This is a genomic window from Arcobacter sp. CECT 8985, from assembly GCF_004116495.1.
Lineage (GTDB): Bacteria > Campylobacterota > Campylobacteria > Campylobacterales > Arcobacteraceae > Malaciobacter.
In genome coordinates this window covers 32,694-46,412 of record NZ_PDKC01000015.1, presented here as the reverse complement: position 1 = coordinate 46,412, position 13,719 = coordinate 32,694, and the positions used below count along the sequence as shown (strand labels likewise).

At 26.1% G+C, this 13,719-nt stretch carries 14 protein-coding genes; 10 read left to right on the top strand and 4 right to left on the bottom strand.

The genetic code is table 11. The features are described 5' to 3' along the window. Window positions 1-120: 120 nt before the first annotated feature. On the top strand, window positions 121-1,461 hold the full coding sequence (locus CRU93_RS08005; RefSeq protein ID WP_129103672.1) for a GntP family permease: 1,341 nt from the start codon (window positions 121-123) through the stop codon (window positions 1,459-1,461). A gap of 33 nt (window positions 1,462-1,494) precedes the next feature. Here CRU93_RS08005 and CRU93_RS08000 read toward each other — a convergent pair whose 3' ends face one another. Then, entirely contained in the window at window positions 1,495-1,707 is a 213-nt protein-coding gene (locus CRU93_RS08000) for a hypothetical protein (RefSeq protein ID WP_129103671.1), read from the bottom strand. Between the two features lie 112 nt (window positions 1,708-1,819). After that, window positions 1,820-2,101, bottom strand: coding sequence for a hypothetical protein (locus CRU93_RS07995; RefSeq protein ID WP_129103670.1), 282 nt, complete (start codon window positions 2,099-2,101; stop codon window positions 1,820-1,822). A 124-nt stretch (window positions 2,102-2,225) separates the two neighbouring features. On the opposite strand from CRU93_RS07995, the gene bioA reads away from it, so the two are divergent. The 4 genes from bioA to CRU93_RS07975 all read left to right on the top strand — a co-directional run bounded on the left by bioA (window position 2,226) and on the right by CRU93_RS07975 (window position 5,760). Next, window positions 2,226-3,491: an adenosylmethionine--8-amino-7-oxononanoate transaminase gene (bioA, locus tag CRU93_RS07990; RefSeq protein ID WP_129103669.1), complete on the top strand. Its 1,266-nt coding sequence runs from the start codon at window positions 2,226-2,228 to the stop codon at window positions 3,489-3,491. A gap of 1 nt (window position 3,492) precedes the next feature. Continuing rightward, window positions 3,493-4,149: a CoA pyrophosphatase gene (locus CRU93_RS07985; protein WP_129103668.1), complete on the top strand. Its 657-nt coding sequence runs from the start codon at window positions 3,493-3,495 to the stop codon at window positions 4,147-4,149. 8 nt (window positions 4,150-4,157) lie between these two features. Beyond that, window positions 4,158-4,775 (top strand): fumarylacetoacetate hydrolase family protein, encoded by a 618-nt coding sequence (locus CRU93_RS07980; RefSeq protein WP_129103667.1) that lies wholly within the window; start codon window positions 4,158-4,160, stop codon window positions 4,773-4,775. Between the two features lie 130 nt (window positions 4,776-4,905). After that, window positions 4,906-5,760 carry a bifunctional methionine sulfoxide reductase B/A protein gene (locus tag CRU93_RS07975; protein WP_129103666.1) on the top strand — a complete coding sequence of 285 codons (855 nt, stop codon included), beginning with the start codon at window positions 4,906-4,908 and terminating at the stop codon, window positions 5,758-5,760. Window positions 5,761-5,805: 45 nt separating this feature from the next. On the opposite strand, the gene CRU93_RS07970 is transcribed toward CRU93_RS07975, so the two are convergent. Continuing rightward, complete coding sequence (locus CRU93_RS07970; protein ID WP_129103665.1) at window positions 5,806-6,147, bottom strand: hypothetical protein; 342 nt, start codon at window positions 6,145-6,147, stop codon at window positions 5,806-5,808. Between the two features lie 285 nt (window positions 6,148-6,432). Between CRU93_RS07970 and CRU93_RS07965 the strand changes: the two genes are divergently transcribed. Continuing rightward, on the top strand, window positions 6,433-6,861 hold the full coding sequence (locus tag CRU93_RS07965) for a desulfoferrodoxin family protein (protein ID WP_129103664.1): 429 nt from the start codon (window positions 6,433-6,435) through the stop codon (window positions 6,859-6,861). A 10-nt stretch (window positions 6,862-6,871) separates the two neighbouring features. After that, window positions 6,872-7,189: an MTH1187 family thiamine-binding protein gene (locus CRU93_RS07960; protein ID WP_129103663.1), complete on the top strand. Its 318-nt coding sequence runs from the start codon at window positions 6,872-6,874 to the stop codon at window positions 7,187-7,189. Window position 7,190: 1 nt separating this feature from the next. On the opposite strand, the gene CRU93_RS07955 is transcribed toward CRU93_RS07960, so the two are convergent. After that, window positions 7,191-7,757 (bottom strand): ribonuclease HII, encoded by a 567-nt coding sequence (locus CRU93_RS07955; RefSeq protein WP_129103662.1) that lies wholly within the window; start codon window positions 7,755-7,757, stop codon window positions 7,191-7,193. Window positions 7,758-7,821: 64 nt separating this feature from the next. Here CRU93_RS07955 and CRU93_RS07950 point away from each other — a divergent pair, with 64 nt between their 5' ends. The 3 genes from CRU93_RS07950 to CRU93_RS07940 are packed head-to-tail and all read left to right on the top strand — an operon-like array spanning window position 7,822 to window position 13,676. Then, the gene (locus CRU93_RS07950) at window positions 7,822-8,916 is read left to right on the top strand and encodes an ABC transporter substrate-binding protein (protein ID WP_129103661.1); all 1,095 of its coding nucleotides are present in this window, start codon (window positions 7,822-7,824) and stop codon (window positions 8,914-8,916) included. 1 nt (window position 8,917) lies between these two features. Beyond that, window positions 8,918-11,041: an ATP-binding protein gene (locus CRU93_RS07945; protein ID WP_129103660.1), complete on the top strand. Its 2,124-nt coding sequence runs from the start codon at window positions 8,918-8,920 to the stop codon at window positions 11,039-11,041. A 58-nt stretch (window positions 11,042-11,099) separates the two neighbouring features. Then, a complete protein-coding gene (locus tag CRU93_RS07940) occupies window positions 11,100-13,676 on the top strand; it encodes an ATP-dependent Clp protease ATP-binding subunit (RefSeq protein WP_129103659.1) in 2,577 nt (858 codons plus the stop codon). The last annotated feature ends 43 nt before the right edge of the window (window positions 13,677-13,719 follow it).

Sequence of the window (13,719 nt, the reverse complement as noted above, 5' to 3'; positions counted from 1 at the left end):
TAAAAGCTTCACATTAAATAATTATAATTTGATTTTTTTATAAACTCTTATTTACTTTAGCCTTTAATTTATGATATAGTTTTTTTTCGTTTTAGAAAGTATTATTTATAAGGAGATATGATGTTGGTGATCATTTTATTAATTGCAATTGCTTTTATAGTATTTGCTACTAGTAAATTAAAATTACATCCTTTCATAGCACTACTTATTGCAGCTTATGGAATTGCAATGAGTGTTGGTATGGGATACATAGAAATTTCAAAAACAATTACTAAAGGATTTGGTGGAATTCTTGCATACATTGGTATAGTAATTGTTCTTGGAACTATTATAGGTGTAATATTAGAAAAGAGCGGTGCTGCTATTAAAATGGCAGAAGTTGTATTAAAAGTTGTTGGTAAAAAAAGACCTGTACTTGCAATGTCAATCATAGGATATATTGTTTCAGTTCCAGTATTTTGTGATAGTGGATTTGTTATTTTAAATGCATTAAAAAGATCAATGGTAAGGCAATTAAAAGTTTCTGGAGTTGCAATGAGTGTTGCCTTAGCAACAGGACTTTTTGCTACACATACTTTGGTACCACCAACTCCTGGTCCAATTGCTGCAGCTGGTAATTTACATATTGGCAATTTAGGATTAGTTATTATTTTTGGTATTGGAATTTCAATAATTACAATGCTTGCTGGTTACTTTTGGGCAATTCGTTCAGGAAAAATACATACTAGTGGTGAAGATTTATTAAGTGACTTAGAACATGATAGTGAAGTTATCGCAAAATATGGTCAACTACCAAGTGCATTTAAATCTTTTGCTCCAATTTTTATTCCAATTTTACTTATGGCTTTAGCTAGTGTTATAAAACTTCTTTTCCCAGATTCAAGTGATACTTTTATTTATAAAATTTTTATATTTTTAGGTGAACCAACTAATGCATTATTTATAGGGCTTTTATTTGCAGCTACTCTTTTACCTAAGTTTGATGAAGAAAGACTTTCTGGTTGGATAGGAGAAGGAATTAAAAGTGCTGGTGAAATCTTGATAATTACTGGTGCAGGTGGTGCTTTGGGTGCAGTTTTAAAAGCAAGTGGAATTGGACAATATTTAGGAGAAACTTTACAAACTTTAAGTTTAGGTATTTTTGTTCCATTTATTATTTCAGCTGCTTTAAAATCAGCACAAGGTTCATCAACAACTGCATTAGTTGTTACTTCTTCAATAATTTATCCATTACTTGCAAATTTAGGTTTAGATAGTGAGTTAGGAAAAGTATTGGTAGTTATGGCAATTGGTGCTGGTGCAATGACTGTAAGTCATGCTAATGATAGTTTCTTCTGGGTTGTTTCTAGATTTAGTAAAATGGATGTTCCAACAGCATATAAATCTTATACAACTGCAACTTTAGTTCAAGGGTTAGTTACTATTTTTGTAGTTTATGTTTTATCAAGCATAATACTTTAAATAATTAAAAGTGCTGGTTTTATACTGGCACTTTTAAATGTCTAATAAAACCTTGATATTTAAAATCAATCCTTTGCTTTTAAATTTCGGTAGTAAATTAACTAATGATTCGATATCGTTTGTAGAAACATATTTTTTAATTAACTCTTTTCTCATATCGCTATTTAAAATAAGTTCTTCTACTTTTTGTGCATTGTTTGATTTTATTGCTTGTGTAAGCTGAATAGATATAGGGATAAATGTCATTATTTCCTCCAAAAAATTTTATGAAATAATGACAAGTTATCTCTTAATATACATTAATTTCTTTGTTTCCAAATTGTAACTGTAATCAAAATGTAATTTTTAAAAACAGTTATTATTCATTTTCTAGTGATTTTTTTACAATATTTTTGATATTTTCTATTACATACTGATGTCCATCTATTGCTTTATCATATGCATCATATCTTTTTGTATATATAGGTTCTAAATATAGAACTTTTCCGTTTTCTTTTTTAAAGATCATAGTCTCATATACAGAAACATTATCATGTTGATCAAGCCAAGTATGTCTTACAAGCATTCTAATAGTAGATATAAAATATCTTTTATCGTCCACACTAGCAATATGTTTCAATTCTAGGTCATGGTGCTGCATACTAACTCCTAAATTTTATTATAATTTAACTATATCAAAGTATAGTAATGTAAATTATCATAAATTTGTTTAAAAGTAGTTATAAAATAATTTTTTGATAAAATCAAAATAAAAAAGGATAATTTTGCATTGGTTAGATATTGATAAAGAACATGTATGGCACCCTTATAATTCTTTGCCATCTTCTACAAAACTTTTAGGAGTTAAAAGAACTAATAAAACGTCAATTTTTTTAGAAGATGATAAAGAATTATTAGATGCAATGAGTTCATGGTGGAGTGCTATTCATGGGTATAATAATCCAAGATTAAATGATGCATTAAAAAAACAAGTTGATATTATGCCTCATATTATGTTTGGCGGTATTGCACATGAAAAAGCTTCAATACTTTCAAAACTTTTAGTTGATTTAACTGGTCTTAATAGTGTATTTTTGTGTGATAGTGGTTCTGTATCTGTTGAAGTTGCTTTAAAAACTGCAATTCAATATCAAGAAGCAAAAGGGCTAAAAAAATATAAGTTTATTGCTTGTGAACATTCATATCATGGAGATACTCTAGCTGCAATGAGTGTTTGTGATCCACAAAATTCTATGCATAGTATTTATGGTACATATTTACCAAAACATATATTTACTAAAGCTCCACAAATTGGTTTTAATAAAGATTGTAGTGAGGCTATAACTGCATTAGAACAAACATTTAAAAATCACCATGAAGAAGTTGCTGGATTTATAATAGAACCAGTTGTTCAAGGTGCAGGAGGAATGAGAGTATATAATCCAGAGTTTTTAGTAAAAGCAAGAGAACTTTGTGATAAGTATGATGTTTTATTTATAGCAGATGAAATTGCCACAGGTTTTGGGCATACAGGAAAAATGTTTGCAGTTGAACATGCGAATATAAAGCCAGATATTATGACTGTTGGTAAGGGACTTACTGGTGGTTATATGACTATGGCAGCGATGATAACTAGTAAAAAAGTAAGTGATACAATCTCTAATTCTGAACTTGGAATACTTATGCATGGACCAACATTTATGGGAAATCCTCTTGCTTGTTCTGTTGCAATTGAGAGTATAAATTTACTTTTAGAAACTCCATGGGAAGAAAGAGTATTAAATATTGAAAAAATATTTAGTGAAGAGTTAGAAAAAGCAAAAGATTTAGAAATTGTTGCAAGTATAAGAAATATTGGTGCAATTGGGGTTATTGAGTTAAATGATGGATCTTATGCACAATATATTCAAGATTATTGTGTTGAACATGGTGTTTGGGTAAGACCATTTGGAAAATTAATATATTCAATTGTTTCTTATACTATAGATCATAATGATTTAAGAAAAATTATAAATACAATGATAGATGCAATAAAAACAATTAAGAAGTAATATGAAAAAAGCCGATTTAAAAAAAGCAGTTAAAAACTTTCCTAAATACCCAAATGTTTTGGGTAGAAATAGATTTTTTAGTTCGGCTGTTATAATACCTTTAGTGCAAATAAAAGGTGAATACTACATTTTATTTCAAAAAAGAGCAGCAACAATTAGACAAGGTGGAGATATCTGTTTCCCTGGTGGTGGTTTTGAAAAAGGTGTTGATAAAAATTTTAAACAAACTGCCTTAAGAGAGATAAAAGAAGAGTTAGGAATAAAAAAGAAAAGCATAAAAGTTATAGGACAACTTGATACAATGGTTGCTCCAATGGGAGCTATTGTAGAAGTTTTTGTAGGAATAGTAAAGAAAAAAGCTTTAAAAAATATGAAAATAGATAAAAGTGAAGTTGAAAAAACACTACTAATTCCAGTATCTTTTTTTAAAAATAATAAACCAAAAGAGTATACATTAAGAAATGAAGTAAAACCATACCATATAGATGAAAATGGAAATAAAGAAGTATATTTCCCTTCAGATAAATTAAACTTACCTAAAATGTATCAAAAACCGTGGGGAAATAAAAAGCACAAAGTTTGGGTTTTTAAATACAAACAAGATGTGATTTGGGGTATGACTTCTGTTATAATTAGAGATTTTTTAGAAAAATATTAAGGTAAAGCATGAAAAGTATAATTTTAAATGAAGATGTAAAAGTAAAATCATCAAAAGTAGTTTGTATTGGAAGAAATTATGTTGAACATATAAAAGAACTAAAAAATGATATACCAGATGATATGGTGTTTTTTATTAAACCAAATTCATCAATTTCAAATGAATTAATTTTTCCTAAAGGTGAACCTTCTTGTCATTATGAAGCTGAAATAAGTTTTTTAATTGAGGAGAATAAAATCACTGCAGTTGGATTTGGGCTTGATTTAACATTAAGACATACTCAATCAAAACTTAAAAAAGCTGGATTACCATGGGAGAGAGCAAAAGCTTTTAGAAATTCAGCAGTATTTTCTAAATTTGTATCATTTAATCAAAGCATTGATGAATTAAACATAGAGTTATTTATTAATGGTGAATTAAGACAAAAAGGTAATATCTCTTTGATGATAAATAAACCATATGAAATTATAAAAGAAGCAAATAGTTTTTTAGATTTTGAAGATGGGGATATTTTAATGACAGGTACGCCCAAAGGTGTTGGAGAGTTTAATAAAGGTGATGTATTTGTTGGAAAAATATTTAATAAAGATAACTTATTAGTAGAGCAAAGGTTTGAGGTTTTATAATTAGCTTTATTTTTTAAAAAAAAACTTATGATTATTTAAAAAAAATTAAAATCAAAAGTTATATAAAAAATTTATTCTTAGCTTTTATTCTTTTGTTAAAATACCTAAAATTTAAACATTAGAGGATAATATGCAATACAATAAACTTTCATCTGAAGAAGAGTATGTTATTGAACAAAAGGGCACAGAAAGACCTTTTTCTGGAAGATATAACGACTTTTATGAAGAAGGTATTTACAGATGTAAAAAATGTAATAGTCCATTATATAAATCTGATAGTAAATTTTCTTCTGGTTGTGGATGGCCAAGTTTTGATGATGAAATAAAAGGTGCAGTAAAAAGAATACCTGATAAAGATGGTAGAAGAATGGAAATTGTTTGTAATAATTGCAATGCTCATTTAGGACATGTTTTTGAAGGCGAAGGTTTTACTTCTAAAAATACTAGACATTGCGTAAACTCAATTTCATTAACTTTTGATAGTAAAAGTAAATGTTGTGAAAATCATAATGTAGCATATTTTGCAGCAGGATGTTTTTGGGGAGTAGAATATTACTTTTCAAAATTAAATGGTGTTTATAAAGTTGAATCTGGTTATATGGGTGGAGATATAAAAAATCCTACATATCAAATGGTTTGTAGTGGAATGACAGGACATTTAGAAGCTGTAAAGGTTGAGTTTGATAGTTGTGAAGTTACCTATGAAGAATTAGTAAAATATTTTTTTGAAATACATGATTTTACGCAAGTTAATGGGCAAGGACCAGATATAGGAAGTCAATATTTATCTGCTATATTTTATGTTGATGAAAAACAAAAAGAGATTGCAATGAGTATTTTAGAGATATTAAGTGAAAAAGGTTATGCTGTTGCAACTACCTTACAAAAAATGACACATTTTTATAGTGCCGAAGATTATCATCAAAATTATTATGAAAAAACAGGAAAAACTCCTTATTGTCATAGTTATAGAAAAATATTCTAGAAGTATATAAATTTTTATATACTTCTAGTGCTAGTGCCAATTCTATTAAGCAGCAATTCCAAGAATATAGTAAACTTCTTTATTCTCTACTTTTTGAAGTTCTACATTATATTTTTCTGCCCAATTTTTTACAGACTGATGAAATTGATTTAAAATCTCTTCTGCATCATTTTCATCACATTTGATTTTCAAATAGTTATTTGTATTTGAAAGCGCTACATAGGCATTCATTTTCTTTAAATTATCATTTAACGAGATTATATGTTTAGCAAATTTATCAAAATCTTTAGTGTTTTCAATAATATCTTCTGCTTGTTTTAACGAACTCTCATTCTTTGTGTAGCCTAATTGAGATAGTACTACTTCTGCATTTACTTCAATTTGCATTGTTTTTCTCCTTGGAATTTATTGTTTAAATATAACAAATTTAATTTGAATAAACTATTAAAAATATAAACAAATTTTTAGTTTTACAAATTTCTTAGATATTTATTTTATATGGTAACCATTTTCTGCATAAATTACTTTTAAATAAAATAAATAATTAGTGTCAAAAAAGTATTTATTAGATAATAATATATTTCAAATTCTTTAAAAAAAATATAAAAAAATATATACTTGCAAATTTGAATATTTTCCTGTAGTATTGTAAAAAATATGAAAGGATAGAAAATGAAAAGAAGAGATTTATTAAAATTAGCAGGATTACTTAGTTTTGCATCTGCAACTTATGCTTTTGGTTATGATAAGAAATTAGTTAAAAATACAAATGATATGAAAGTTAAAGATCCTACTCACCCAACAGATTTTGAGTATAAACATTTACCTGAAATAAAAATTGGTGATAAAGATAAAAAAGGTTATTCATTAGTTGAAGTTAGTATTGGACAACATGGAATTATACATCCAAGTACTGCAAAACATTGGATTTATGAAATTGACTTATATGTAGATGGTAAAGAGGTTTCAAAAGTATCTTTAGAACCTATTGAATCAAGAGGCTATTTAGCTTCAAGAGTTAAACTTGATGGTGTAAAAGAGATTTCTGCAACTTCTAGGTGTACATTACATGGTAATTATACTTATTCAATGAAAGTTTAAAAGATAGATTATGAATTCAATTCTTTTACAAATGGCAATGTTTCCCACTGATAAAGGTGAGAGTAAAGCAAAAGAAGTTTCAAAAGTTATTGAAGTTATAAGAAATAGTGGATACAAATATCAGTTAACATCAATGTGTACTATTATTGAAACAAAGACTATGAGTCAAGCATTAGAATTAGTTGGTAAGTGTTATAAAGTATTAGAAGAAGCTGGCTGTAATAGAGTTTATTCAACTATTACTTTTGATATTAGAAAAAACCATGAAAATAGAATAGAACAGAAAATTAAATCTGTTGAAAGTTATATAGGGGAGGTTTCAAAATAGCCTAAAACAGGCTTTTTTGAATTCCACCTTTTTCTTCACCTAATTCTTTTAATTTGAAACTATATCTATGTAGTTCACTTCTTCCAAACTCTTTAATTTTTTCAACATGAGCTTTTGTTCCATAACCTTTATGCTTTTGAAAATTATATTCAGGATACTTTTTTGAAACTTTACACATATATCTATCCCTACTTACTTTTGCTAATATTGAAGCTGCACTAACTTCCATAACCGTTGCATCTGCTTTTATTTTATGTTGAAGTGTTTGTATTCCAAATGATGTATTTCCATCCATTAAAAATTCATCTGCAGATATATTTTCCATTATTTCTTGAATTGATTCTTTTAAGCATTGACTTATACCTTTTAAATCTATTTGTTTATTTGTTTTAAATACAATATGATATTGGCTTGCATTAACTATTTTATCAAATAATTCTTCTCTTTTTTTTTCAGATAATTTTTTAGAATCATTTAATTCTTTAACTGTTTTATTTAAAACTACACCAGCTACAACTAAAGGACCTGCAATTGGACCTCTTCCAGCTTCATCAATACCACAAAGCATTTTATCCCTTTTAGTGATTTTTAAGTATAATATAAAAACTTATTTTTTATTCAAGGTGATTGTTGTGAAAAAAGTTCTATTATTAATTATAATTATTTTACTATCTATGTTTTTTTATATTTTGAATAATAATAAACAAACTATAAATATTGGCTTTATCTCAAGTTTAAGTGGCAAATATTCGTCAGTTGGACATTCAGTTTTAAATGGCTTCAAACTTTTTTTAGAAGAGAATAATTATAAAGTTGGAAATAAAAATATTAAATTAATAATAGAAGATGATAAACAAAATCCTAAAGAAGCAAAGATTGCAATAGATAAAATGTTGAAAAAAGATATAAAAATTATAATTGGTAATACTACAAGTGCAATGACAAAGGTATCATTAAGTCAACTTAAAAATAAAGATGATGTTCTTTTAATCTCACCAAATTCTAGTAGTAAAGAGTTCTCTAATAAAGATGATAATTTTGTAAGATTGCAAGCAGAAATAAATCCAAGTATGTTTGATCCTTTATCTTTGTATTTAATTAAAAATGCTAAAAAGACAATTCAAATAATTTATGATTCATCTAATAACTTATATTCCCAAGATATTATTAATAGTCTTAAATCATCTTACGAAGAAAAATATAAAGGTAAAATTACCTCATTAATTAAAATAAATATTGGATATGAAAAAATATTAAAAAATCTTGATAATAAAAGTGTAATATTTATTATTGCAAACTCTTTAGATAGTGCAAAACTTATACAATTTTTGAGATTAAATAATATAAAACAACTTATAGCTTCATCTGCGTGGGGGAAAGATTATAGTTTTATTCAAGAGGGTGGAAAAGCAGTTGAAGGAGTTCTTTTTTGTACAGGATATAATAACAATTCAAAAAGAACTGATTATAAAAAGTTTCAAAAAAAGTATATGAAAAAATATTATGAAAAACCATCATCTTCAGCTATACAATCATATGAAACTGCAATGATTTTGTATGATGCATTAAAACATACAACAAATCCAAAAAAAATAAAAGAGTATATTTTAAATAATAGAGTATATGATGGACTTCAAGGTAAAATTGAATTTAATAAATATGGAGATGTCTCTCGAGAGTATTTCTTAGTAGAAGTAAAAAATCAAGAATTTAAAATAAAGAAATAAGATGAAAAATTTAAAAAGTACAATCTCATCATTTATCATTTTTTCAGTAATAGTAGTTTCTATAATTATTGGTGTATTATCTGTAATAAGTCTTTATGATATGAAAATAAATAGTGTAGAACATTCACAAAAACAAATTTTGAAGCAGGTGCGTTCTCAAGCAGAAGATTTTCTTAATAAAATAGAAAAAACAGCAACTTATGTACTTGATAATTATGATAGTGAAAATAGAATTTTAAAAAATATAATAGATTTAAATAGTGATATTTCATCGATTTTTATTTTAAATAATGCAGGAAAGTTGATAGATTTTTATGCTACAAAAAATGATCATATATATAAAGGGTTTGATTATTCTAATAAAGTATTTTTTAAATCAGTAAATAATACTAAAAAAACATATTGGTCTAATATATTCTTATCTTCACTTGACAATAAGCCAAGTATATCTTATACCTTAAAAGGCAAAAATGAAATAATTGTCATTTTATTAAAAATAGAAAAATTTTCAAACTTTATTACAAAATTTAAAAATAGTGATAAATCACATATGATTAGAATATTAGATGAGAAGGGAGTATTTATTTATAATCCTGATTTTCAAAAGTTAGTAAATCAACGGTTTAATGTAAAAAACAATTCAATTTATAATGATTTAATAAAAAATAATAAACAGTACAAATTAGCTTCTTATATAGTTGCAAACACTAACATGAAAAATTTTGGAATGTATACTAAAATTGATAAAACAAAGTGGATTATAGTTGTAAGGGAAAGTTATGATGTTGTTTTAAATACCTTAAAAGGTTATCTAATTTTAGTATTTATGTTAGTTGCTTTTTTTATTATATTTATAATGTATCTTATATTTAAAGTATTTAATAAAATATTTAAACAATTCGATTATTTACAAAAGACAATAAATGATATTGCTAATGGAGATTATTTACAAACAGTAAAATTGGCTAGTTACAAAGAGATTCATGAATTGGTAAAAAGTTTTGAAAAAATGAAGATTGAGATAAATAAAAGAGAAGATAATTTAAAAAAATCATTAGAAAATTTTGAATTCCTTTTTAACTCTACTATGGAAGCAATAATTATTCATGATACAAAAAAATGTATTGATGTAAATAATGTAACTATAAAACTATTAGGTGCAAAAACAAAAGAAGATATTATAAATAAAAGTATTTATGATTTTATTGATGAATCTTCTTTGGATAATGTCTTAAATAAAATACACAAAGATATTGAACCTTATGAAATAAATCTTAAAAGATTAAATGGAGAGATATTCACTGTATTAACTCAAGGTAAGTTTGTTGAGTTAAATGGCATGAGAGTAAAAATTAGTAATTTTGTAGATATAACAGAATTTAAAAATAAAGATAAACTTATTTTTCAACAGTCAAAAATGGTTTCAATGGGAGAGATGATTGGAAATATTGCACACCAATGGAGACAACCTTTAAGTTCTATTAGTACAGCTGCAAGTGGTATAAAAATAGAAAAAGAGGTTGGTCTTTTGGATGATGAAACATTAGAAGATTCCTTAGATATGATTATAAAAAATACAAGATATCTTTCAAAAACAATTGATGATTTTAGAAACTTTTTTAAAATAGATAAAGATATTGATATTATAAATATAAATATAATAATAGATAAAGCACTTAAACTTTTAAGTGCAAGTTTTAAAAATCACTATATAAAAATAAAAAAAGATTTTACAGATAATTTATTTATCAAAGGTTATGCAAATGAATTAACACAAGCTTTTATAAATATAATTAATAATGCTAAAGATGCACTAAAAGAACAAGATGTTGATAAAAAAGTTATATTTATATCAACAAAGTTAGAAGATAATAAAGTTGTAATTTACATAAAAGATAATGCAGGAGGAATACCAGAAAGTATTCAATCAAAAATCTTTGAACCATATTTTACTACAAAGCATAAGAAACAAGGAACAGGTATTGGACTTTATATGACACATCAAATAGTTGTAGATCATATGGAAGGAAGAATTGATATACAAAATGTTAAAACAGTATATGAAAATTGTGAATATCTAGGATGCGAATTTAAAATTTATTTCAATTCTGTAGAAAGTACTTGACATTAATACACTCAACTTGCTATAATTAATTAGCAGTTAAAATAAAGGAGTGCTAAAAATGAAAAAAATATTTGAACAACTAACAAACCAAGTGGCTGAAACAATTGATTCAGCTGTATCTTTGAGTTTACATAATAAAAATCAAGAAGTAGATATTATACACTTTTTATGGGCATTAATAACAAATACAAATTCAGTTTTAAATCAATTATTAAATAAAATGAATGTTGATAAAGCAGCAATAGAGTTAGAAATTAAATCTAATGCATCAAAATTACCAACATCATCGAATATATCAAAAGAGAATATTAAATTATCAAAAAACTTTATGAATTCATTAGAGAAAGCTCATGGATTAATGAGCTCAAATGGGGATAGTTTTATAGCAATAGATACTTGGCTTATTGCCAATTTTGATGAAAAACAAGTAAAAGAAGTTTTAGGAAAATATATTAATTTGTTAGATGCAAAAAAAGAGCTAGAAGCAATAAGAGCAGGTGCTAAAATTGATAGTGCAACATCTGATGAAACATTGGAAAGCTTAGAAAAATTTGGTACTGATTTAAATAAAAAAGCAATTGATGGGGAACTTGATCCTGTTATTGGAAGAGATGAACAAATAAATAGAATGATGCAAATTCTAATAAGAAAAACGAAAAATAATCCAGTATTATTAGGTGAACCAGGAACTGGTAAAACTGCAATTGCTGAAGGTTTAGCTCAAAAAATAGTAAATAAAGATGTTCCTACTAGTTTATTAAATAAAAAAGTAGTAGCACTTGATATGAGTGCATTGATTGCAGGTGCCAAATATAGAGGTGAATTTGAAGATAGATTAAAATCTGTAATCGATGAGGTAAAAAAAGCAGGAAATGTAATTTTATTTATTGATGAAATTCATACAATTATAGGTGCAGGTGCTAGTGAAGGAAGTATGGATGCAGCTAATATATTAAAACCGAGTTTAGCAAGAGGTGAACTTCATACAATTGGTGCAACAACTTTAAAAGAGTATAGAAAATATTTTGAAAAAGATGCAGCAATGCAAAGAAGATTTCAACCTGTAAAAGTAGATGAGCCAAATGTAAATGAAGCATTGCAAATATTAAGAGGAATTAAACAAAGACTTGAAACACATCATAATGTAACTATTAATGATAGTGCTTTAGTAGCTGCTGCTAAATTAAGTGATAGATATATTACTGATAGATTTTTACCAGATAAAGCTATTGATTTGATTGATGAAGCAGCTGCAGAATTAAAAATGCAAATAGAATCAGAACCATATGCTCTTTCAGCAATAAAAAGAGAAATTCAATCTTTAAATGTTGAAAAAGAAGCTTTAAAAATGGAAAAAACTAAAAAGAATGAACAAAGATTAAAAGAGATTGAAAAAGAGTTAGCAAATAAAGATGAAGAGAAAAGAGGATTAGAGTCTAGATTTCAAAATGAAAAAGAGACATTTAATGCAACATCAACTCTAAAATCAAAAATTGAAGAGTTAAGAACAAAAGCAAATATTGCAAAAAGAGAATCAAAATTTGAAGAAGCAGCTTCTATTGAATATGGAGAAATTCCAGCATTAGAAAAACAAATAAAAGAGAATGAATCAAAATGGGAGCAAATGCAAAAAGAGGGTACTTTATTAAGAAACTCAGTTGATGAAGAATCAATTGCAAGTATTGTTTCAAGATGGACAGGAATTCCTGTAAATAAAATGATGGATTCTGAAAAACAAAGAGTTTTACAAGTTGAGTCTGTTTTAAAACAAGATGTAATAGGTCAAGATGATGCAATAAAAGCAATTAGTAGAGCAATAAAAAGAAATAAAGCAGGTCTAAGTGAAGCAAATAGACCAATTGGTTCTTTTATGTTTTTAGGACCAACAGGTGTTGGTAAAACTGAAAGTGCTAAAACTTTAGCAAAATTCTTATTTGATGATGAAAAGTCTTTAATTAGATTTGATATGAGTGAATATATGGAAAAACATGCAGTATCAAGATTAATTGGAGCAGCACCTGGTTATGTTGGATATGATGAAGGTGGGCAATTAACAGAAGCTGTAAGAAGAAAACCATATAGCGTAATATTATTTGATGAGATAGAAAAAGCACACCCAGATGTTTTTAATATTTTATTACAAGTATTAGATGATGGAAGATTGACAGATAATAAGGGAGTAACTGTTGATTTTAAAAACACAATTATAATTTTAACTTCAAATATCGGTAGTACTAAGATTATTGAGATATCAGATAAAGAAAATAGAAAAAAACAAGTACTTGATGAATTAAAATTAAATTTTAAACCAGAATTTTTAAATAGATTAGATGATATAATTATTTTTGAACAATTGAATTTAGATGCGATTACAAATATAGTAGATATATTATTTAATAATATAAAAAGAAAATTAGAAGAAAAAGATATAGTTATCTCTTTAACAAATAGCGCTAAAGAATTTATTGCAAAAGCTGGTTATGACCCTGTATATGGTGCAAGACCACTTAAAAGAGCAATTTATGAAATAGTAGAAGATAGACTTGCTGATTTAATTTTAGAAGATAAAATAAAAGAAGGAAGTAGTGTTGAATTTGATTATGTAAATGATGAAATTCAAGTAAATATTAAATAAAAAGTTGATAAATATAGTTAATTTATATTCTTTTAAAGAGTTT